At 43.0% G+C, this 19,969-nt stretch carries 24 protein-coding genes; 23 read left to right on the top strand and 1 reads right to left on the bottom strand.

Features of this window, described 5'->3' with window-relative positions:
- Positions 1-3: 3 nt before the first annotated feature.
- From ACIZ62_RS01160 to ACIZ62_RS01270, 23 genes are all read left to right on the top strand, one after another.
- A complete protein-coding gene (locus ACIZ62_RS01160; protein ID WP_414151096.1) occupies positions 4-447 on the top strand; it encodes a prepilin-type N-terminal cleavage/methylation domain-containing protein in 444 nt (147 codons plus the stop codon).
- Positions 444-1,034 (top strand): PilW family protein, encoded by a 591-nt coding sequence (locus ACIZ62_RS01165; protein ID WP_414151097.1) that lies wholly within the window; start codon positions 444-446, stop codon positions 1,032-1,034. The genes ACIZ62_RS01160 and ACIZ62_RS01165 overlap by 4 nt, the downstream gene beginning before the upstream one ends.
- Before the next feature lie 53 nt (positions 1,035-1,087).
- Positions 1,088-1,894 carry a prepilin-type N-terminal cleavage/methylation domain-containing protein gene (locus tag ACIZ62_RS01170; protein WP_414151098.1) on the top strand — a complete coding sequence of 269 codons (807 nt, stop codon included), beginning with the start codon at positions 1,088-1,090 and terminating at the stop codon, positions 1,892-1,894.
- 177 nt (positions 1,895-2,071) lie between these two features.
- Positions 2,072-2,200: an AAA family ATPase gene (locus ACIZ62_RS01175; RefSeq protein ID WP_322519173.1), complete on the top strand. Its 129-nt coding sequence runs from the start codon at positions 2,072-2,074 to the stop codon at positions 2,198-2,200.
- A gap of 15 nt (positions 2,201-2,215) precedes the next feature.
- Complete coding sequence (locus ACIZ62_RS01180) at positions 2,216-2,647, top strand: arsenic metallochaperone ArsD family protein (protein ID WP_111888359.1); 432 nt, start codon at positions 2,216-2,218, stop codon at positions 2,645-2,647.
- Between the two features lie 254 nt (positions 2,648-2,901).
- Entirely contained in the window at positions 2,902-4,335 is a 1,434-nt protein-coding gene (locus ACIZ62_RS01185) for a nicotinate phosphoribosyltransferase (RefSeq protein ID WP_414151099.1), read from the top strand.
- 42 nt (positions 4,336-4,377) lie between these two features.
- Positions 4,378-5,424: an L-threonylcarbamoyladenylate synthase gene (locus ACIZ62_RS01190; RefSeq protein WP_111888357.1), complete on the top strand. Its 1,047-nt coding sequence runs from the start codon at positions 4,378-4,380 to the stop codon at positions 5,422-5,424.
- Positions 5,425-5,439: 15 nt separating this feature from the next.
- Positions 5,440-5,889 (top strand): ribose 5-phosphate isomerase B, encoded by a 450-nt coding sequence (rpiB, locus tag ACIZ62_RS01195; RefSeq protein WP_111888356.1) that lies wholly within the window; start codon positions 5,440-5,442, stop codon positions 5,887-5,889.
- Between the two features lie 176 nt (positions 5,890-6,065).
- Positions 6,066-6,401 (top strand): AtpZ/AtpI family protein, encoded by a 336-nt coding sequence (locus ACIZ62_RS01200; RefSeq protein ID WP_414151100.1) that lies wholly within the window; start codon positions 6,066-6,068, stop codon positions 6,399-6,401.
- The gene (locus ACIZ62_RS01205) at positions 6,379-6,789 is read left to right on the top strand and encodes an ATP synthase subunit I (protein WP_322519170.1); all 411 of its coding nucleotides are present in this window, start codon (positions 6,379-6,381) and stop codon (positions 6,787-6,789) included. The genes ACIZ62_RS01200 and ACIZ62_RS01205 overlap by 23 nt, the downstream gene beginning before the upstream one ends.
- Before the next feature lie 65 nt (positions 6,790-6,854).
- Positions 6,855-7,517 (top strand): F0F1 ATP synthase subunit A, encoded by a 663-nt coding sequence (atpB, locus tag ACIZ62_RS01210; RefSeq protein WP_111888353.1) that lies wholly within the window; start codon positions 6,855-6,857, stop codon positions 7,515-7,517.
- 21 nt (positions 7,518-7,538) lie between these two features.
- Positions 7,539-8,087 carry an ATP synthase F0 subunit C gene (atpE, locus tag ACIZ62_RS01215; RefSeq protein WP_111888352.1) on the top strand — a complete coding sequence of 183 codons (549 nt, stop codon included), beginning with the start codon at positions 7,539-7,541 and terminating at the stop codon, positions 8,085-8,087.
- A 44-nt stretch (positions 8,088-8,131) separates the two neighbouring features.
- Positions 8,132-8,380 (top strand): ATP synthase F0 subunit C, encoded by a 249-nt coding sequence (gene atpE, locus ACIZ62_RS01220; RefSeq protein WP_111888351.1) that lies wholly within the window; start codon positions 8,132-8,134, stop codon positions 8,378-8,380.
- Between the two features lie 52 nt (positions 8,381-8,432).
- Positions 8,433-8,681 (top strand): ATP synthase F0 subunit C, encoded by a 249-nt coding sequence (atpE, locus tag ACIZ62_RS01225; protein WP_111888351.1) that lies wholly within the window; start codon positions 8,433-8,435, stop codon positions 8,679-8,681.
- Positions 8,682-8,743: 62 nt separating this feature from the next.
- Positions 8,744-9,250, top strand: coding sequence for a F0F1 ATP synthase subunit B (locus ACIZ62_RS01230; protein ID WP_414151101.1), 507 nt, complete (start codon positions 8,744-8,746; stop codon positions 9,248-9,250).
- Positions 9,247-9,789: a F0F1 ATP synthase subunit delta gene (locus ACIZ62_RS01235; protein WP_111888349.1), complete on the top strand. Its 543-nt coding sequence runs from the start codon at positions 9,247-9,249 to the stop codon at positions 9,787-9,789. Before ACIZ62_RS01230 ends, ACIZ62_RS01235 begins: the two co-directional genes overlap by 4 nt.
- Before the next feature lie 16 nt (positions 9,790-9,805).
- Positions 9,806-11,314: a F0F1 ATP synthase subunit alpha gene (gene atpA, locus ACIZ62_RS01240; RefSeq protein ID WP_111888348.1), complete on the top strand. Its 1,509-nt coding sequence runs from the start codon at positions 9,806-9,808 to the stop codon at positions 11,312-11,314.
- 23 nt (positions 11,315-11,337) lie between these two features.
- Positions 11,338-12,228 carry an ATP synthase F1 subunit gamma gene (gene atpG, locus ACIZ62_RS01245; protein ID WP_414151102.1) on the top strand — a complete coding sequence of 297 codons (891 nt, stop codon included), beginning with the start codon at positions 11,338-11,340 and terminating at the stop codon, positions 12,226-12,228.
- An 82-nt stretch (positions 12,229-12,310) separates the two neighbouring features.
- Positions 12,311-13,711 carry a F0F1 ATP synthase subunit beta gene (gene atpD / locus ACIZ62_RS01250; protein ID WP_111888346.1) on the top strand — a complete coding sequence of 467 codons (1,401 nt, stop codon included), beginning with the start codon at positions 12,311-12,313 and terminating at the stop codon, positions 13,709-13,711.
- A 15-nt stretch (positions 13,712-13,726) separates the two neighbouring features.
- Positions 13,727-14,128 (top strand): ATP synthase F1 subunit epsilon, encoded by a 402-nt coding sequence (atpC, locus tag ACIZ62_RS01255; protein ID WP_111888345.1) that lies wholly within the window; start codon positions 13,727-13,729, stop codon positions 14,126-14,128.
- A 195-nt stretch (positions 14,129-14,323) separates the two neighbouring features.
- Positions 14,324-15,655 carry a UDP-glucose dehydrogenase family protein gene (locus ACIZ62_RS01260; RefSeq protein ID WP_414151103.1) on the top strand — a complete coding sequence of 444 codons (1,332 nt, stop codon included), beginning with the start codon at positions 14,324-14,326 and terminating at the stop codon, positions 15,653-15,655.
- 1 nt (position 15,656) lies between these two features.
- Positions 15,657-16,532, top strand: a complete 876-nt coding sequence (gene galU, locus ACIZ62_RS01265) for a UTP--glucose-1-phosphate uridylyltransferase GalU (RefSeq protein WP_414151104.1) — start codon at positions 15,657-15,659, stop codon at positions 16,530-16,532.
- A gap of 76 nt (positions 16,533-16,608) precedes the next feature.
- Entirely contained in the window at positions 16,609-18,312 is a 1,704-nt protein-coding gene (locus tag ACIZ62_RS01270; protein ID WP_414151105.1) for a phospho-sugar mutase, read from the top strand.
- A 107-nt stretch (positions 18,313-18,419) separates the two neighbouring features.
- Here the strand turns inward: ACIZ62_RS01270 and ACIZ62_RS01275 are convergent, their stop codons facing one another.
- Entirely contained in the window at positions 18,420-19,958 is a 1,539-nt protein-coding gene (locus ACIZ62_RS01275) for an LCP family protein (protein ID WP_414151106.1), read from the bottom strand.
- Positions 19,959-19,969: the final 11 nt, after the last annotated feature.

The raw sequence follows: 19,969 nt of genomic DNA on the forward strand, positions 1-19,969 counted from the left end.
AGCGTGAAGAATGTTTTAAAAAACCGAGCTGGTGTTACCCTCATCGAAACAGTGGCTGCCACAGCAATCATTGCAATCATTCTGGTTACGCTTGTTGGGGCGCTTCTATACGGACAAAAAATGGTTGTATTCAGTGATTCAAAGAATAATGAAGCAGCCCAGGCGCAAGAGATGATTGATGTAATTATGACACAATTGTCTGAGCGGACAAATCTGGATGATCCGACAGTGATAGATGCTACAAAAGTAAATGGTAGCTTTACTTTACCGAATCAGCCTTCAGATCCAAGAAAGCAGTATTACTATGAGCCAGTTGATCTCGCGGGAAATGTTGTCAGCGTTGCAAATGCAGTAGGTTATAAGATCTATGTCAGGGTTTATTATAATAATGATCAATCTTATCTCGATTTAGGTGCTTTTACAAAAAAAGGGAGTGTCTATCAATGAAAAAAAACAATTGGAATAACGGGGAAATGGGCTTTACTCTCGTTGAACTGCTGGTGGCACTATTGATCTCAGGTATTTTAATGGCGACAGTGATTTCGGTCTTTCTGATGGCTCAAAAAATATATACGCGTGGTGGCGATATTTCTTATAAACAAAAGAGTATTACTAATATTGAAACGGACTTGCAGAATAATTTGTCAACGTCAGTAGAAGTTAAGCTTTTAAATAGTATTACTTCTACTGACGTAATAGCGAAAAATGCGGATTATATTATTGGTATTGATGATAAAGGACAATGTGTAGAAAAAATCTACAATGCGAGCATAAATGATTTTGATACATACCCGGTTGATCAGATTCGGGATATTGTTTTAAATGTCACGCAAACAACTACAAATGAGAAAAAGGCTATGAACTATGAATTAATTCCTCAGAATTTGATGTCGAACTTAAGTGGTGGAATTATTTTTAATAATAGTAAAAATCTACAGTTGGACAGCAGATTTATAGTAAACGGCAATAAAATTAATTTGGAAATAAACAAGCCACTGTTTTTGGTTCTGAAAAAAGCGGAAAAAGGGAATTGAAATGTTAAACAATGATTAGGAAAGAAAATCATCGTTTAACAATGAGGTGTGTGATGAATAATAAAAAAGGCTTTACCTTGACCGAAATCATCGTCGTTCTGGTTATTCTAGCTGTTCTGGCAGCCTTTGCTATTCCGACGATGCTGGGCTTTGTCAGCCATTCACAGGAATCTTTGTGCGACACCCAGCGCAAGGATATTGTTCGGCTCTTTGAAACCCAATCCCGGATTACGCCAGGCTTGAATATTAATGCTTTTACAGAAGAAAATTATGGCGACGAAGCTCATCTGTGCCCCGGAGGCGGTGTTTGTTATGGGTATTCCTACTATGAAAGCGAGGATCACGCTGTGGGGGTAATGTACTGCTCAGAACACACAACGGTTGCTGATGGCAGACTTTATCTTGACACGCTAGTGCTTTTAGATAAGATTAAAGACATGTCAGACGAAGAAATACGAAAATATTTGGGGATCACGAATAGCAATTTTTCAAATGATACGTTTCGGGCAAAAATACTAAAAGAAAATGGTGGGGAGTGGGAATTAATGCCTCAGACGGTATTGAGTAAAACCACGTATCAAAAAAGTTCTTCAGATTTACGGGTACAGGCCTACTTTTTTGGAAATAATTGGAAAGAATCCATAATCTATTCCAATCCGGCTAAAGATACCACGGGGACGAATTTATGGGCAACGAATCTGGTTTTCAATCATGAAAACGGCAAATGGTATGAATATATTGTCAAACATCCTTTCAATGATAGTCGTGAAAGCTTCAGTATGACAAGTCTTAATCGTATGACGTGGACATCTTTCAAAGAAGAACTTAACGATGCGGCCAAATGGCAAGTGGTTGAATGATGTCGTGTGCGTACCGGCCTCTCACTAATTAATTAACGTATAATCATCATCATCAACAACCTCAGTACCTCGCGCCGATCGGATTCAGCGATTAGTTAAAAAAATTGATGAAGCCCGGTACATCTGCTATAATAAAGATGTATAAAATAGAGAAGTGACCGCAGTGAGGCTGACTAAATGAAAATCGAATCCATAAAAATAAAAAATTACAAAGTATTGCGAGATGTTGAAATTAAAAACATCCTTAATATGGCGGTTTTTCTCGGAGTGAATGGTTCGGGTAAATCAACCTTAAATAAAAAATAATCGTAGGAGGCAATAATGAAAAAAGTAGAAATATACGAACCGGCGGGCTGCGCCAGTGGCGTTTGCGACCCGATGATTGAAGCAGATTTGATTCGAATTGAGCGAATGGTAAAGGATTTACGAGAACGCGGTGTTTCGGTGTCGCGATATAACGTCATCGACGATATGCCGGCATTTATGGATAGCTTTGTGGTAAAGGAAGCTATTGCCACGAAAGGCATTGACTGTCTGCCGATTACGATTGTGGCGGGCAAAATTGAGATGTTGGGAAAATATCCAACAGATTTGGCTTTAGCAAAATGGGCGGGACTTCCCTGGAGTGATTTAGAAATTTATGCAGAGCGGGAAAAACGGGGCCAAACAGTTTTATTCGGGTTTTCTGATGAAGTCAAAAAAAGTGACTGTGATGACAGTGACTGCTCAGGTGATTGCGATAGCTGTAGTTGATTAGCAAAATTAATCGTAAAAAAATATGAAATGCGAGAGCATTTCTTTTTTTTGCCACAATTCACAGCAAGAATTTGTTATCGTGATTGTATATTTATTAACAAGGCGATTATTAGCAAACGAATTCAGTCGAAAAATGGATAAAAACGGGAAAAATCGGGAACAACATGCAAATATTTATATTGAAAAAGTTTGTATTTTACTCTAATAAAGTGGTAGAATAATATGCAATGTGAAAAGAAGGAGAATTTAGTATGCAATTTGACCGAAAGCTTCAGCTTGCAACGGATTTATACCAATTTACCATGGGAAATGTATACGTTCAAGATGGTAAGGAAAATGAAGAAGCCGTTTTTGATGTTTTTATTAGAAATAACCCGTTTCAGGGTGGTTATACAGTTGTTGCCGGGTTGGAACAGGTTGTTGAGTATATCAATGGGATCCGGTTTACACGGGAAGATACGGTATTACTAAAAAAGAATCATCCTGAATTTTCACCCATTTTTTTAACCTATCTGGAGAATTTTAAATTCGAAGGAGAAATATTTGCCATTCCGGAAGGTAGTATTGTATTTCCGATGGAACCGATTATTCGGGTCAAGGCGCCGCTGATTCAGGCCCAGATTGTGGAAACCACGATTCTCAGTATTATCAATCATCAAACCCTCATCGCCACCAAGGCATCCCGGATTATAGAAGAAGCCCGTGGGGATGTCGTCATGGAGTTTGGTTTGCGCCGGGCCCACGGAACAGAAGCTGGTTATTATGGCGCTCGAGCCGCTGTCATCGGTGGCTGTACCGGAACCAGTGTGGTGGAAACTGAAGCAATGCTTAATCGCCCGGCAATGGGAACCATGAGTCATAGTTTTATTTTAAGCTATGATACCGAACTGGAAGCCTTTGAGAAATATGTTAAGTACAATCCAGACAATGCCATCCTTTTAGTCGATACCTATAATACTCTGGAAAAAGGTGTCCCCAATGCCATTAAGGTGTTTAAAAAAGCGCTGGCTACGGGCGGGATTACCGGACGATATGGGATTCGAATTGATTCCGGCGATTTGGCTTATTTTAGCATTGAAGCCAGAAAAATGCTGGATGATGCGGGCCTTAGAGATGCCGGAATTGTGGCATCATCAGATCTGGATGAACATCTGATCAAAGATTTAAAAAGTCAGGGCGCAAAAATTAATTCCTGGGGTGTCGGCACTAAGTTGATTACCGCCTATGATTGCCCTGCTTTGGGTGGCGTTTATAAACTGGCGGTGATTTCCGGCAAAGCAAAGTTAAAAGTTTCTAATGATCCGGAAAAGATCACCAACCCCGGATACAAGAAAGTTTTCCGTATTTATGGAAAAAGTAACGGGATGGCCCTGGCGGATTTAATTACGCTGGCGGATGAAACCATTAATGAAGCGGAACCATTGACTATTTTTCATCCGGTTCATACCTGGAAAAAACGAATGATAACCGACTATTATATTCGGGAATTGTTGGTGCCGGTATTTATTGATGGAAGATGTGTGTATCAATCCCCGACGATCTCAGAAATTGGGCAGCACTTAAAAGATGAAAAGGAAAGTTTGTGGCCGGCATTTAAGCGGATGGTGAATCCCCACGGTTATCATGTCGATTTATCCCAAAATCTTTGGACCTTAAAACAACAATTGTTGAGTGACGCCGAATGAAAAACCGGTGTTAAAACGGATTAAGAATAATAGGAACAAATCATGAAAAGCAAAATAATAACGATCGAAAACATTAACGATGCGGCGTTAAGTGATTTAGAAACAGCCGCCGCTTTTATTAAGGCTGGCGGAACAGTTGTTTTTCCGACGGAAACGGTTTACGGATTGGGGGGAGATGCCTTCAATCCCCTGGCCATCAAAAAAATATTTGAAGCCAAGGGCCGGCCGGACGATAATCCGCTGATTGTTCACATCGCCAGTCTGGATGCAGTGGGGCCGTTGGTTGCCGCGATTCCTGAAAAGGCGGAACGATTGATGAAGGCTTTTTGGCCCGGTCCACTAACCATCGTCATGGAAAAGGCAGTTACAATTCCCGCTGTGGTGACGGGAGGCTTAAATACGGTTGGGGTAAGATTTCCGGATCACCCCATTGCCCAGGCATTTATCAAAATGGCTGGTTGCCCGATTGCCGCCCCCAGCGCCAATCGATCCGGCCGCCCCAGTCCGACGCAGGGAAAACATGTGCTTGAGGACCTGGATGGGCGGGTTGACGGTATTATTTTATCGTCCGATACCGAACTGGGTTTGGAATCGACGGTTATCGATATGACCGTCGAACCGCCGATGGTACTAAGGCCCGGGGATGTTACCCTGGCAGAACTCCGAGAGGTTTTAGGCCAGGTCGCAGTTTCCACCAATGTGACCCAAAATGTAGTGCCGGAAAAGATTGCGTCACCCGGGATGAAATACACCCACTATTCGCCCAAGGGGGATCTGGTCGTTGTTAAGGGAACGTCAGAAGAGATTTGCGAGAAAATCACCAGAGCACTTTCTCACTACAAGGGAAATCCCATGACGATTGGGGTATTGGCCAGCGATGAAACGATGGGGTGTTATCGGGAGGGCCTGATTATTTCGCTGGGAAGCCGAAATGATCCCAGGGAGATGTCAAAAAATCTTTTTTCCCGGCTCCGGACCTTTGATGAGCTTGGGGTTGAAAAGATCTATGCGGAGGATATTCCGCTGGATAATGAAACATTGGCCTTAATTAATCGGCTGTATAAAGCGGCTGGCTATACCTTTATATAACAGGAAGGAAGTATTATGAAAATTGCAATAGGTTCGGATCATGGCGGCTTGGGTTTAAAAGAAACCATTAAACCGTTTTTAATTGAGCAGGGTCATGAGGTCGTCGATTTTGGAACGGATACCGTTGATTCATGTGACTATCCCATTTATGGGGAACGAGTTGGCGAAGCGGTCAGCTTTGGTGACTGTGAACGGGGAATCGCGATCTGTGGAACCGGCTTAGGTATTTCCATGGCGGTTAACAAGGTGCCGGGAATACGGGCAGCATTATGTACCAATGAGTTTATGGCAGAAATGTCAAGAGAACACAATAATGCTAATGTATTGGTGTTGGGCGCCCGGGTTTTAGGAGAGGGCCTGGCCATGCGGATCGTTAAGATCTGGTTGGAAACGGCGTTTGCCGGAGGCCGTCATCAACGCCGTATTGATGGGATTACCGCGATCGAAAAAAAATATTCAAAATAACAAAAAAAGCGGATTGCTGTATATACACGTCTATCAAATTGTGATACTATATGTAAAAGATTTCACGAAAAAAGATAAATATTAGTCTTTTTAATGGAATTGTAGATTTATTAACAAACTAATTCACTAAAAAAGACAGATTCACGACAAAAAAATACTTATATATTGGAGTGGTGATGAAAAGAGGAAAGGAAAAGCCTTATAAATACCTGGCCATGATTTCTCAGATTGGGATCTCAGTGCTTGTCCCGGTGGGGATGATGATTGTGATTGGCAAGGTTCTTGATTTCTATTTTCATACGGGCAATCTGCTGGTAATTATTTTAGCGGTGGTGGGTGTTCTAGCCGGTCTGAGAAACTTGTATGTGATTCCCCTGCGAATGAGTGAAAAGGCGCTAAAAAGAGACGCCGAGAACAAAACAGAGGAAGAAAAAGAACAGGATAAAAAACGTGCTCAAGAATACCGGGATCAGGTAAAAAGGGAAAATGATGAAAACGATAAAGATTTTTAAGAACCTATCTTTAGAAACAAAAATAATGGTTGATGGCGGATTCGTCTGCCTGGGATTAATGCTATTTGGTTTTTTGGCGAAAGAGCCACTTTTCTTTGTGTTAGGGGTTCTCTTTGGGGGCGCTTACAGCATCCTCAATTTCAGATTAATGCAATTAACTTTTGACAAGGCAATGAAAATGCCATCGGCGAGGGCTCAAAAATATGTTCAGACCAGATATTTTTTGAGATACCTATTAACCGGTGTTGTTATATATGTGGCAATTATTAATCCCTGGGTAAACATCGTCGGTGTGATCCTTGGTTTAGTTGCCGTGAAGATTTCAGTTTTAATCAATACAACAGTATCAAAAGCATCAAAAAAAAACGTCTTGATTAATAAGGCGTAAAAAATCCAAAAACACAATAGGCGGTTTAACAAACTAAAGCGCCTGGACAATGAGGTGAAAAAACAATGGAAGGCCCAAAAATTTACGGGGAGCTCTTTGGACTCCCAATTACGCAGACGCTTGTGAACACCTGGATAATCATGGCGATGATTCTGGTGGTATGTGCTATTTTAACAAAAAATATGCAAAAACGTCCAGGTAAAGCCCAAGTCATTGCTGAAACCATTGTCACGGCTATGGACAATTTGGTCGGACAAACGATGGGAAAAGATAAAATGGGATTTGCACCATACATGCTGGCGCTAATCATGTTTCTCGCGTTTTCGAACACGTCTGGAATCTATGGTCTGAGATCTCCGACAGCCGATTTAAACTGTACCGTTGGCCTGGCTTTGATGACATTTTTTATGACCCAGTTCTTTGGTCTAAAATCAAAAGGCCTGGGTGGGTACCTCAAGGGATACCTTGAGCCAATGCCATTCTTACTACCGATTAATATCATCGGAGAATTGGCAAACCCGGTTTCATTATCGTTCCGTCTTTTCGGAAACATGTTAGGTGGTTTAATCATCATGTCGTTGCTTTACACGGCATTAACGGGATTTATGTTTTTCGCAGCAGTGATTCCGATTCCGTTCCATTTTTATTTTGATATTTTCTCTGGATTATTGCAAAGTTTTATCTTTACAATGTTAACCATGGTATTTATTTCAATGGCGATGGATTGATGAGAAAGGAGGGGGATAATTATGATTGGTGATATGAATATCGTAGAGTTCGTAATACAGTTTTTGAGTCAGTTTGAACCTATCGATGTTATTAAAAGCTTCTCCGCGCTTGGTATCGGCATTGCCATGGTTGCTGGAGTTGGTCCAGGGATCGGGCAAGGGTTTGCAGCGGGAAAAGGTGCCGAAGCGGTTGGGAAAAATCCGACTAAGTCCAACGATATCACAATGATCATGCTTTTAGGATCAGCGGTTGCAGAAACATCCGGTATTTTTTCATTAGTAATCGCATTGATTTTGTTATTTGCAAATCCATTTATTAATGCTACCGGCAGTATGTGGGTTTTGGCTGCTTCAGCCATGGCCAGCGGAATTGCGATGGTCGCAGGGATTGGACCGGGAACCGGTCAAGGTTTTGCAGCGGGAAAAGGTGCCGAAGCGGTTGGAAATCGACCGGAAATGAAGAGTTCGATTCTAAGGGTTATGCTGTTAGGACAGGCGGTTGCTCAAACAACTGGTATTTACGCATTGATTGTGGCGTTAATTTTAATGTATGCAAATCCGTTCTTATAGAAGATCGGTTTTGTGTGTTAACTTAAAAGGAGGAAAACATAATTATGGAAGGTATCGATTTAATTAAAGCGTTTTCGGCTGTTGGAGCTGGCATCGCCATGATCGCCGGGGTAGGACCTGGGATTGGTCAGGGATTTGCAGCCGGTAAAGGTGCTGAAGCCGTTGGCCGTCAGCCGGAAGCTCAAAGTGACATTGTCAGAACCATGCTTTTAGGAGCAGCGGTCGCTGAGACTACCGGTATTTATGGGTTGATTGTGGCGTTAATCTTATTATTTGCAAACCCATTTATTTAATACACACAAAAAAAATAAAATTATCAATTGATAAAAGGAGGAACGTATACAAATGGAAGGTATCGATTTAATTAAAGCATTTTCAGCTGTTGGAGCTGGTATCGCAATGATCGCCGGGGTAGGACCTGGGATTGGTCAGGGATTTGCAGCCGGTAAAGGCGCCGAAGCAGTTGGCCGTCAGCCAGAAGCACAAAGTGATATCGTTAGAACCATGCTTTTAGGGGCAGCAGTCGCTGAAACAACAGGGATCTACGGTTTGATCGTGGCACTGATCTTACTCTTTGCTAATCCCTTTATTTAGATAGGTGATTTTGTAATGAAATACTTCAAAGCAGATGAATTTAGAAAGGGGGATATAACATTATGATTGAATACGCTGGCTTAGTTGGAATAGACTTAATGGGTTTATTGGCAACGGTCGTAAACTTTATTATTTTCTTTTTAATCTTGAAACATTTCTTTTATGAAAAAGTTAAAGATATTCTTGCCAAAAGACAAGATGATATTTCTGCTGAAATCGCAGGAGCGAGTGAAAAAAATGCTGAAGCTGCAAAGCTGAAGCTGGAATATGAAGGTTTACTGGCTGATATCCGTTTGAAAGAGCGGGAAATTATCCGGGATGCAAATGTGGAAGCGCAGGCTCAAAAACACGAGATCATCGAAAAAGCGCATGAGGATGCGAAATTAGTCATCGAAAAAGCGATGCAGGAAATTGAACTCGAAAAACGCAAGGCAATGAACGAAGTAAAATCTAACATTGTCGACCTTTCGCTCTTTGCGGCGGAAAAAATAATTCACGAATCCATGGATCAAAAACAACACGAAAAAATGATTTTGGACTTTATCGATAAGGTAGGGGAAGCTAAATGAGTTTAGTTGCAAGAAAATATGCCCATGCTCTATTTCTGGTGGCTGATGAGCACAATCAGATTGAAGAAATACTTGCAGATTTTACCGGTGTTGTTGATTTGGTTCGATCAGAAAAGAATCTGCTGAATCTCATCTTAACACCATCATTGAATAGCGATGAAAAAAAAGGGATTTTACTGCGCGTGTTCGAAACTGTTTCTAGTCAGTATGTTAAGAATTACTTGAAGATTCTTGTGGACAAAGGTCGATTTGAAAATATTTTTGAAATTTATGATGACTTTAAAGCTCAGTGTAACGAGCATAGAGGTTTAGTTGAAGCCCGGGTATTGACTGTTGTACCCCTGGACGAAGCCCTTCGGATTGCGCTAGAAGAAAATCTGGCAAAGCGCTTTAGTAAAAAAGTGATTCTAGAAAATGTCATTGATGCATCAATTTTAGGCGGCGCTGTGGTTTATGTTGGGGGCCAGGTTATTGACGGGAGTATCAGAAATCAGTTAGATCAAATGAAAACACAAATGAATAGTTTAAGACTACAATAAAAAGAGGTGAGTAAAGTTGAATCTCCGACCAGAGGAAATAAGTCAAATTATTAAAAATGAAATTGAGCGTTATGAAGATAAGCTTGAAGTCGTCGATGTCGGTACGGTCATTCAAGTTGGAGACGGGGTTGCCCGTGTTCATGGTCTTGAAAATGCTATGGCAGGCGAGCTTTTAGCTTTCCCTAACGAGGTTTACGGGATGGTACTCAATCTTGAAGAAGACAATGTTGGTTGTGTTCTTCTTGGTTATGATGATGACATCGTTGAAGGTGATATCGTTCGGTGTACCGGTCGTATTGTGGAAGTACCAGTCGGCGACGCCATGATTGGCCGAGTTGTTAATGCGTTGGGTTTTCCAATTGATGGGAAAGGCCCGATTAACACAGATTTCCGTCGTCCCGTTGAAGTTAAAGCACCGGGTGTTATTGAACGTGAATCAGTTAATCAGCCGATTCAAACCGGGTATAAAGCGATTGATTCGATGATCCCCATCGGACGTGGACAACGTGAGTTGATCATTGGTGACAGACAAACCGGGAAAACAGCATTAGCGATTGATACCATCATTAACCAAAAAGGTGAAGATGTTATCTGTATTTATGTCGCCATTGGCCAAAAAGAATCAACCGTTGCCCAGATCGTTGGACAATTGGAAGAAAATAATGCTATGGACTATACCATTATTCTTTCAGCTGGGGCTGCCCAATTGGCACCACTGCAATATTTAGCACCATACGCTGGAGTTACCATGGCTGAATATTTCATGAATGAACAACAAAAAGATGTGCTGATTATTTATGATGATTTATCAAAACATGCGGTGGCTTATCGAGCCATGTCCTTGATCCTTCGTCGTCCGCCAGGTCGTGAAGCTTATCCAGGGGATGTTTTCTATTTGCATTCACGACTTCTTGAACGTGCGGCTAAGCTTAAAGCAGGTGGATCCATTACTGCGCTGCCAATCATTGAAACCCAGGCAGGTGACGTTTCGGCCTATATCCCAACAAATGTAATCTCGATTACAGATGGTCAGATCTTCCTTGAAGGTGAACTTTTCCGTTCTGGTATACGTCCAGCAGTTAACCCTGGTATCTCGGTATCCCGAGTTGGGGGATCCGCGCAGATTAAAGCCATGAAAAAGGTTGCCGGACCGCTTCGTATTGAGTATGCTCAGTATCGGGAGTTGGCATCTTTTGCCCAGTTTGGATCAGATCTTGACGATGCGACCAAAGCCCAGTTGGCTAAAGGCGAACGGATCGTTGAAATCCTGAAACAGGATCAATATGACCCGATGAAAGTTGAAGAACAGGTATTGATTCTTTTTGCGGCAACGAACGGCTTCCTGCTCGACGTTGAAGTAAAAAATATCCGTGAATTTGAAAAAGGTCTAATGAAATATGCTCAAAAGAATTACCCTGAAATTATGATCAAGGTTAAAGGGAAGGACGGCCTTTCAGATGAGGTTGTCGCAGCTTTTGGAGAATGTATTGAGGCTTATAAAAAAGTTTTCAGTAAATCTGTATAGATTGTCAGCGGAGGTGATTTCGAGTGGCAGAAAATGTACAAGATATTAAACGTCGGATAAAAAGTGTAAACAGTACCAAGCAAATCACCCATGCCATGGAATTGGTGGCTTCAGCAAAGTTGCGAAAAAGTCGTGAGCTTGCCGAAGGCCGTCGCCCTTATTTTGAGGCCATGATTGAAAGTATGGGACGCATTGTCGAGAAAAGCGGAAATACACGAAATATCTACATGAAGCAGCGTGAAGTCAAAAAAGTTGCCTATATCGTCATAACTGGGGATAAAGGATTAGCCGGCGGCTACAATGTGAATGTTGCCAAATTGGTTGAAGATCATGTTGCCAATAAAGAAGATGCTGTTATTTATACGGTGGGTTCCCGTGGCCGCGATCATTTCAGAAACCGTTATTATGACATCCAGGGTGAATATCTTGGAATTTCCGAACGACCCACGTTTTTTAATGCAAAAGAAATCACAGGGGTTGTAATGGAAGGTTTTAAAAATGGCGATTATGATGAAGTATATATAGCCTATACTAAATTTGTTTCAACAATAGCTCAGCATGCACAGTTGATGAAACTGCTTCCGATTAGTGCTGAAGACTTAAAACCAGAAAAAAAAGACATAGCCGGAGAAGTGGCCGTGATCGATTCAGAATTGACGATTATGGCTTATGAACCGGAACCGGAAGAACTGCTCGGTCTTTTGATTCCCAATTTTGTCAGTAGTACGGTTTATGGTTCAATGATTGAAAGTGCTGCCAGTGAACAAGGGGCCCGTCGAACCGCGATGGAATCGGCGACGACTAATGCTAATGAGATGATTGATGGTTTAACACTTAAATACAACCGTGTCCGTCAGGCGGCGATTACTCAGGAAATTTCTGAAATTGTCGGCGGAGCGGAAGCACTGAGATAAAAATGCATAAAGCAGGATCACAATTCCTGCCGGGACAGAAAATTATGAGTGCAAATTAATTTGCACAAGGAGGTTATAGGGAATGGCCCAAAATATAGGGAAGGTTGTTCAGGTTATTGGTCCAGTTGTCGATATCAAATTTCAAAAAGACAAACTGCCAAAATTGAACAATGCTGTAAATATTGAACTCAATGGACATACCCTGGTAGTTGAGGTAGCTCAACAACTTGGGGATGATATTGTCAGATGTATTGCGATGGACTCGACAGATGGTCTGGTTAGGAACCAGGAAGCTGTGGATACCGGAGCAGCGATTCAAGTGCCAGTAGGGAAAGCAACCCTTGGCAGAATGTTTAACGTTTTGGGTGAACCCATTGATGGGAAACCCTTTGATACAACCGGTGTGACCATGCACCCAATCCATCGTCATCCACCAAGTTTTGAAGAACAACAAACACAACCAGAAATGTTTGAAACCGGAATCAAGGTTGTTGACTTGATCTGTCCTTACGTTCGCGGAGGTAAAATTGGTCTCTTCGGTGGTGCCGGTGTTGGTAAGACTGTACTAATTCAGGAATTAATTAATAATATTGCAACCCAGCATGGTGGTTTATCTGTTTTTGCTGGTGTTGGTGAACGTACCCGTGAAGGAAATGACCTTTACTACGAAATGATGGAGTCTGGGGTTATCGATAAAACATCCCTTTGTTTTGGTCAGATGAATGAACCGCCAGGAGCCAGAATGCGTATTGCTCTGGCCGGTCTGACCATGGCTGAATATTTCCGGGACGATGAAGGTCAGGACGTTCTGCTGTTCATCGATAATATTTTTAGATTTACCCAGGCGGGTTCTGAAGTGTCGGCACTGCTTGGCCGGATGCCGAGTGCGGTTGGTTACCAACCGACCCTGGCGACCGAAATGGGTGCGTTGCAGGAACGGATTACATCCACCAGCAAGGGATCAATTACATCGGTTCAGGCTGTTTATGTACCTGCCGATGACTTAACGGACCCTGCGCCTGCGACGACCTTTGCCCATCTGGATGCCACCACGGTACTTAACCGGGCGATTACAGAAAAAGGTATTTATCCCGCGGTGGATCCACTGGATTCGACGTCGCGTATTCTTGATCCCAAAATAGTAGGTCAGGAACACTACGAAACAGCCCGTGAAGTTCAGGAAATTTTACAACGGTATAAAGAGTTACAGGATATTATTGCCATTTTGGGGATGGACGAATTGTCTGACGCCGATAAAGTGACAGTAACCCGGGCCCGTAAAATTGAACGTTTCCTTTCTCAGCCGTTTCATGTTGCAGAACAATTTACCGGTACATCGGGTGTATATGTAACAATTGGTGAAACCATTAAGGGCTTCAAAGAAATCCTTGAAGGAAAACATGATGATTTACCAGAGAATGCCTTCTTATTGGTGGGAACCATTGAAGATGCAATTGTAAAAGCAAAAAAAATTAAAGGTTAGTTGAGGTGAGTTTTAATGGCTGAAACGTTCAGATTAAAAATCATTGCTCCGACTGGGATTTTTTTTGACGATGATATTGAGCGTATTGTCATCCGGGGATCAGAAGGTGAATTGGCTGTGCTGGCAGAGCATACACCGCTGACTACCACCGTGGCTATTGGTACCTTTAATATTATTTTTGCGGATAAGAAGAAAAAATGCGGCACCCTTTTAGGAGGCGTTGCCACCATTAATCCCAGAGAGACGATTATTTTAACCGATGCGGCTGAATGGCCGGAAGAAATTGATCTTAAACGGGCAGAAGAAGCAAAAGAACGGGCACTTAAGCGTATTCAAGATGAGAAATACGATACCGCCCGAGCTCAAGTCGCCTTGAAAAGAGCAATTGCGCGTATTAATACAAAAAAAGAATTATAACAAAAAGAAAGCCGAGATTCTAGACGAATCCCGGCTTTCTTTTTGTGCTTTTATCGGGTTGCTAGTTTTAAAGACCCTTGTTCTGTGCTATAATTTAAGTTGAAAAATAAGGAATTTTATTTGTCAATCGATGAAGCAAAAAATCAAATAAAGAGTATCATCAATAAAAAAACCATCGTAAACGGAGGATAAGGAATGAATATTTGTATTATCGGACTGGGCATTCTGGGAATTACCTATGGTTCTGTTTTATCAGATTCGGACGTCAATATTAGCTGCATTGACACAGATGAAGAAACAATCGATATGCTTAATGAAGGCGAATTGCCTGTTTATGAGCCAGGGTTAAAGGCGTTGGTTTCGACTTCAGTATCGACTGGCCGATTGTGTTTTAGTTCAAATATTCGAAACGCCATCAAAAAAAGCGAAATCATTTTTATTACCTGCGAAGTGCCGACGGACGATCATGATTTTCCCGATCTCCGGTTTATGAAACCGATAGCCCAAAGCATCGGTAGTCATATGGAGTCCTATGTAACAGTGGTGATTAAGTCAACTGTTCCCCCCGGCACCTGTCAGATCATACAACAAACCATTAAAAAAGCCCTGGACGACCGAGAGGTTGAGATTCCCTTTGATGTCATCAGTAATCCGGATTTTGCCCGAAAGGGTTCCATGATCAAGGATTGTCTGGTGCCGGATATGGTTGTGATCGGATCGGATTCTCTGGAGGCGGTAGAACGCTTAAAAAGGCTATATGATACCCTTCACGTCAGAGAAGAAAATTATGTAATTACCGATCCCCAAAGTGCGGAAATGATTAAATACGGGGTGAATGCCTTTCTGGCGACGAAACTTTCCTTTATCAATGAGTTGGCTTTACTTTGCGAGAATGCCAATGCCAATATCATTGACGTTTCCAATGGTATGGGTCGGGACGAGCGGATTGGGCCAGGCTTTTTAGAAGCGGGTCCCGGCTATGGTGGCAGTGACTTACCCAAAGATTCGAAGGCTCTCGTTGAAATTGCCAGAGCCTATGGCGAGGACTTCATGGTGCTCAAGGGTGCAATTCTCGCCAATGAAAAACAAAAGAACAAAATGGTGGAGAAAATCAAACGGGTTTTGGGTAACCTGGAAGGAAAAACAATTGGCGTTTTAGGTCTTTCTTACAAACCGGAAACCACCGACATGCGGGAAGCGCCGTCGATTAATATCATTAAGGGCCTGGTTACTGGTGGCGCTAAAATAAGAATTTACTGTCCCGAAGGAAGCCAGGAAGCCAAGTGGCGATTACACAACGAAAAGGATGAAATTACCTACTGTCATGATGTCTATGATGCCGCCGAGAAAGCTGATGCCCTGGTACTCATCACCAGCTGGCGGGAATTTAAAGGAATGGATCATGAGCGGGTTTTGAGCGTCATGAAGGATCGCTTTTTCTTTGACTTCAGAAATCTGTTTGGTGAAGATCCACCAAAAGGCTTTGTCTATTCAGGTCTGGGGATTCCAGAAAAGGAGATAAAATAAGATGAAAAAAGTGCGTAAAGCGGTTATTCCGGCAGCAGGACTGGGCACCCGGTTTTTACCGATCACCAAGTCGATACCCAAAGAAATGCTACCGATTGTGGATAAACCCACGATCCAATATATTATTGAAGAAATTGTTGCATCGGGCATTGAAGAAATATTGATTATCAATGGACGGAATAAAGAAAGCATCATCAACCATTTTGATCAGGTGCCAGAACTGGAAGCGTTGTTAAAAGCTGGGGGGAAAACCGCAGCGCTAGAGCAAGTCGAAGCGATTACGAACATGGCAAAAATCTTTTCAGTGCGTCAAAAAGAAGCCAAAGGTTTGGGACATGCGGTGCTTTGCGCCAAAGAATTTGTGGGAGACGAACCTTTTGCAGTGGTACTGGGGGATGATATTGTTTATAATGATAAAAACCCGGCACTCAAACAAATGGTTGACATCTATAATACTTATGGGGCGTCAGTCATCGGAGTACAACAGGTCGCTTTGGACCAGGTCAATAAATATGGCATCGTTTCCGGAGATGCTGTTGGGAATCGGGTCTATCAGGTCAATGATCTGATTGAAAAACCGGCCATCGGTACAGCGCCATCGACCATGGCAATTTTAGGGCGGTACATCATCACCCCGGGAATATTTGAGGTGCTGGAGCACACCGGTAAGGGCGCCGGAGGGGAAATTCAACTCACTGACGGGCTCAAAACCCTGGCAACCATCGAAAAAATGTTTGCCTATGATTTTATTGGTAAACGTTACGATGTGGGCGACAAGCTTGGCTTTCTACAGGCTACCGTTGAGTATGGTTTGCGGGATGACAAGCTGGGGAGTGACTTTAAAATGTACTTAGAAAGCCTGTTAAACACGAAATAAACAGCCAAGGCTAATCGTTAGGGAGCGGGTTCGATTATGTGTGATCACCCCAAAAGGATTGGAGAAAGGGAAACTAATGGATTATAAAAGAGCATATAAAAACTGGCTAGACCAGCCGGAACTGGATTGTGAACTCCGGTCGGAGCTGGAAGCCATTACCGATGAAAAAGAAATTGAAGATCGCTTTTACACCGATTTGGAATTTGGAACCGGCGGAATGCGGGGGAAAATGGGCGCCGGCAATAATCGGATGAATATTTATACCGTCGCAAAGGTAACCTATGGATTAGGGAAATATCTGCTCCGTCAGGACATTCAGAATTGGGAAAAGGGTGTGGTCATTGCCTACGACTCGCGGCATAACTCCCGAAAATTTGCCGAGACAGCAGCAGGAGTACTGGGGAAAATGGGCGTTGTGGCCTATCTTTTTGAAGAGTTACGGCCGACTCCGGAACTGTCTTTTGCAGTGCGGGAATTAAAAGCCGCCGGTGGTATTGTTATTACTGCATCCCATAATCCCAAAGAATACAACGGCTATAAGGTTTATGGGCCGGACGGTGGGCAGATGGTAACGGCTTCAGCAGATGCTTTAATCGCAGAAATTGGGAAAATTCAGGATGTTTTTGATATTCCGATAATGTCTTTGGCGGATGGCCTCAATCAAAAAATTATCATGATGGTGGGCGAAAAAATGGACAATGCCTTTACAGATGCCGTTGCTGCCATTTGTTACCCTAGCCCAGACAGTGAACTAAAGGTGGTCTATACGCCGCTTCATGGAGCCGGGAACACCCCAGTTCGTCGGGTATTAACAGCGTTGGGTTATCAGCAGGTATTTGTTGTTCCTGAACAGGAGTTGCCGGATGGTGACTTTACTACTGCTCCTTACCCAAATCCCGAAGATCCGGCGGTATTTTCGTTGGCAATAGCACTGGCCGAAGAAAAAAATGCGGATATCATTATTGGAACCGATCCCGATGGCGATCGGGTGGGAGTGGTTGGCCGGAATCCCCAAGGCGCGTTTGAGATTCTCACCGGCAATCAAACCGGTGCTTTACTGGTCGATTATTACCTGAAAACACGAAAAAGTCTGCCTGAGAATAAGGTTGTCATTAAAACAATTGTTACCAGTGAACTGGGCGGGATTGTGGCAAAATCGCATGGCGCGGCAGTGCTTGATGTGCTGACCGGCTTTAAATATATTGGCGAATGCATGACCGATTTTGAGAAAACCGGCGACTATACCTTTGCCTTTGGATATGAAGAGAGTTATGGCTATCTGGCGGGAAACTATGCCCGGGATAAGGACGCCGTGGTAGCATCGGCTCTCATTTGTGAGATGACGGCTTATTATAAGAAACAGGGGAAGACGCTTTACGAAGCTCTGAACGCTTTATATGAGAAACATGGTTATTTCATTGAAGATGTGGTCGCCTTGACGCTTGAGGGGATTGAGGGAAAAATGAAAATCACCGAAATCATGGAAAAGTTCCGAAAGGTCAGTTTCCCCGGTTTTGCAGATGCCAAGCTGATCGCCTTTAATGATTATCAAGCGGGAGTGAGCAATGATGTGGTTTCAGGGGAAAAAGCTGAAATTGATCTGCCTCGATCGAATGTGCTGAAATTTGTTTTTGATGATTACTCCTGGTTTGCCTTGCGCCCCTCGGGGACAGAACCAAAGCTTAAAGTTTACTTCTCGGTAACCGGAAAAACCGGCGATGAGGCAGTGGCAAAAAAAGAATGGTTAAAAAAACAGGTAACCGCTTTAATCGAAGTTTAGAAAAAAATGATTCGATGTGGGCTGATAAAAAGGGCATCATTTCTGCAAGCAGAAATGATGCCCTTTTGTTTATGAGGGGAAAGGTCATTCGGTATAAATCGTAAAAATTAATCGCTGGCTTCGCTCTCGACTTCAGTATCTAAACCTGAGCTGGAGTCTGATCCTGAGCTGGAGTCTGAACCGGAATCAGACCCCGAGCTGGAATCGGAGTCGGAATCAGATCCTGAGCTGGAGTCTGACCCCGAACTGGAGTCTGACCCTGAGCTGGAGTCTGACCCTGAGCTGGAGTTTGAATCAGACGAACTGTTATCCGTACTGGAAGAATCCGAGGTATCAGAACTTCCGGATGAGCCTGAGGATTCAGTGCTTGAATTGGACGAATTATCAGTATAAGAATAATCGCTGTCGCTTTCGCTTGAGGTGGGTTCACTGTAGGAAGACGATGAACTACTGCCGGCGTAGTAGGCGATGGCATCGCTTATTTTCTGTACCCGATCGGATGGGACATAGGCCTTATAGGTGCTTGACGCCGAGCCGGAAGTCGTTCCGGTAGTGCTATCGGTCGCACTTGAATCTGAATTGGTAACGGGGCTGGTCACATTCGTCCGGTTGCCGTTTGAGGTGCCATCGGTACCGGTGCTGTCTGTTGTAGCGGTTGAACTCCCGTTGGCCGTGTCAGTTGTTGTTTGGGTCGGCCCATAGATAAAGGCGTGGAGGGCAATGACATTATCGGCTAGACTGGTCGGCACCACATAAGAGACGCTATTGATCATGGCGGTCGTTACATGGGCATCAGTGGGAAGCCGGAACTCCAAAAATTGTTTGTCTGGAGATTCTAAAAAGGCTTTAGCATAGGTGGTAAGCTCGCTGATTGAGAGGGTGGTTTTAATGTAAGGATAAACCTTACTTAATAAACTGATGCCGGTGGCCACATCGATATTAAAGGCTTTGTCGGCGATTTGGCCAACAACCTCCCGCTGCCGTTCGGTACGATGGAAATCATCATCACTATAACGGTTTCTGGCATAGGCCAGAGCCTGAACACCGGTTATGGTCTGAACACCGGTTGTTTTCAGATAGGGATCCGCCTTGCCAACCTTATCGTTGACATCATCAATATACTTATTGGTCCATTCGAGAACATCTTCATTTAGGACATTGACTTCGACCCCGCCGATGGCATCAACCGTATCGACCATGGCATCAAAATTGACAACCACATAATCCTTGATGTTTAAATCAAAATTTTCATTAAGGGTCTTAACAGCCAGCTCAGGTCCGCCGTAGGCATAGGAGGCGTTTATCTTATCGAAACTTTCGTAGGTATCCTTGGTTTCGGGGATTTGAACGAGTAAGTCACGCATCACCGAAGTAACCTTAATGTTTCCGTTTCTGAAATCCATGGAGAGGATCATAATGGTATCGGATCGATCTCCATCAATGTCGCTGCGTCCGTCGACACCAAAAACAGCGATATTTATCGTTTCAATATCAAGATCATTGTTAACTTTTAATTCGGCCTCATTCATTTTTGGTTCGGCCACCATTTCATTGATTTGACTAAGGGTATTAAAACCATATACAAGTCCGGTGCCTATTAGTGAGACAATCAAAAATAGGATGACTAAAATTACTTTCTTTTTCATTAAAGATTCCT

Origin of the sequence: Acetobacterium carbinolicum (assembly GCF_047456275.1) — a bacterium.
GTDB classification, from domain to species: domain Bacteria; phylum Bacillota; class Clostridia; order Eubacteriales; family Eubacteriaceae; genus Acetobacterium; species Acetobacterium carbinolicum.

Coding starts and splice junctions, on each gene's coding strand:
- ACIZ62_RS01165 (WP_414151097.1), top strand. CDS start 444: ATGAAAAAAAACAATTGGAATAACGGGGAAATGGGCTTTACTCTCGTT.
- ACIZ62_RS01170 (WP_414151098.1), top strand. CDS start 1,088: ATGAATAATAAAAAAGGCTTTACCTTGACCGAAATCATCGTCGTTCTG.
- ACIZ62_RS01175 (WP_322519173.1), top strand. CDS start 2,072: ATGAAAATCGAATCCATAAAAATAAAAAATTACAAAGTATTGCGAGAT.
- ACIZ62_RS01180 (WP_111888359.1), top strand. CDS start 2,216: ATGAAAAAAGTAGAAATATACGAACCGGCGGGCTGCGCCAGTGGCGTT.
- ACIZ62_RS01185 (WP_414151099.1), top strand. CDS start 2,902: ATGCAATTTGACCGAAAGCTTCAGCTTGCAACGGATTTATACCAATTT.
- ACIZ62_RS01190 (WP_111888357.1), top strand. CDS start 4,378: ATGAAAAGCAAAATAATAACGATCGAAAACATTAACGATGCGGCGTTA.
- rpiB (WP_111888356.1), top strand. CDS start 5,440: ATGAAAATTGCAATAGGTTCGGATCATGGCGGCTTGGGTTTAAAAGAA.
- ACIZ62_RS01200 (WP_414151100.1), top strand. CDS start 6,066: ATGAAAAGAGGAAAGGAAAAGCCTTATAAATACCTGGCCATGATTTCT.
- ACIZ62_RS01205 (WP_322519170.1), top strand. CDS start 6,379: ATGAAAACGATAAAGATTTTTAAGAACCTATCTTTAGAAACAAAAATA.
- atpB (WP_111888353.1), top strand. CDS start 6,855: ATGGAAGGCCCAAAAATTTACGGGGAGCTCTTTGGACTCCCAATTACG.
- atpE (WP_111888352.1), top strand. CDS start 7,539: ATGATTGGTGATATGAATATCGTAGAGTTCGTAATACAGTTTTTGAGT.
- atpE (WP_111888351.1), top strand. CDS start 8,132: ATGGAAGGTATCGATTTAATTAAAGCGTTTTCGGCTGTTGGAGCTGGC.
- atpE (WP_111888351.1), top strand. CDS start 8,433: ATGGAAGGTATCGATTTAATTAAAGCATTTTCAGCTGTTGGAGCTGGT.
- ACIZ62_RS01230 (WP_414151101.1), top strand. CDS start 8,744: ATGATTGAATACGCTGGCTTAGTTGGAATAGACTTAATGGGTTTATTG.
- ACIZ62_RS01235 (WP_111888349.1), top strand. CDS start 9,247: ATGAGTTTAGTTGCAAGAAAATATGCCCATGCTCTATTTCTGGTGGCT.
- atpD (WP_111888346.1), top strand. CDS start 12,311: ATGGCCCAAAATATAGGGAAGGTTGTTCAGGTTATTGGTCCAGTTGTC.
- atpC (WP_111888345.1), top strand. CDS start 13,727: ATGGCTGAAACGTTCAGATTAAAAATCATTGCTCCGACTGGGATTTTT.
- ACIZ62_RS01260 (WP_414151103.1), top strand. CDS start 14,324: ATGAATATTTGTATTATCGGACTGGGCATTCTGGGAATTACCTATGGT.
- galU (WP_414151104.1), top strand. CDS start 15,657: ATGAAAAAAGTGCGTAAAGCGGTTATTCCGGCAGCAGGACTGGGCACC.
- ACIZ62_RS01270 (WP_414151105.1), top strand. CDS start 16,609: ATGGATTATAAAAGAGCATATAAAAACTGGCTAGACCAGCCGGAACTG.
- ACIZ62_RS01275 (WP_414151106.1), bottom strand. CDS start 19,958: ATGAAAAAGAAAGTAATTTTAGTCATCCTATTTTTGATTGTCTCACTA.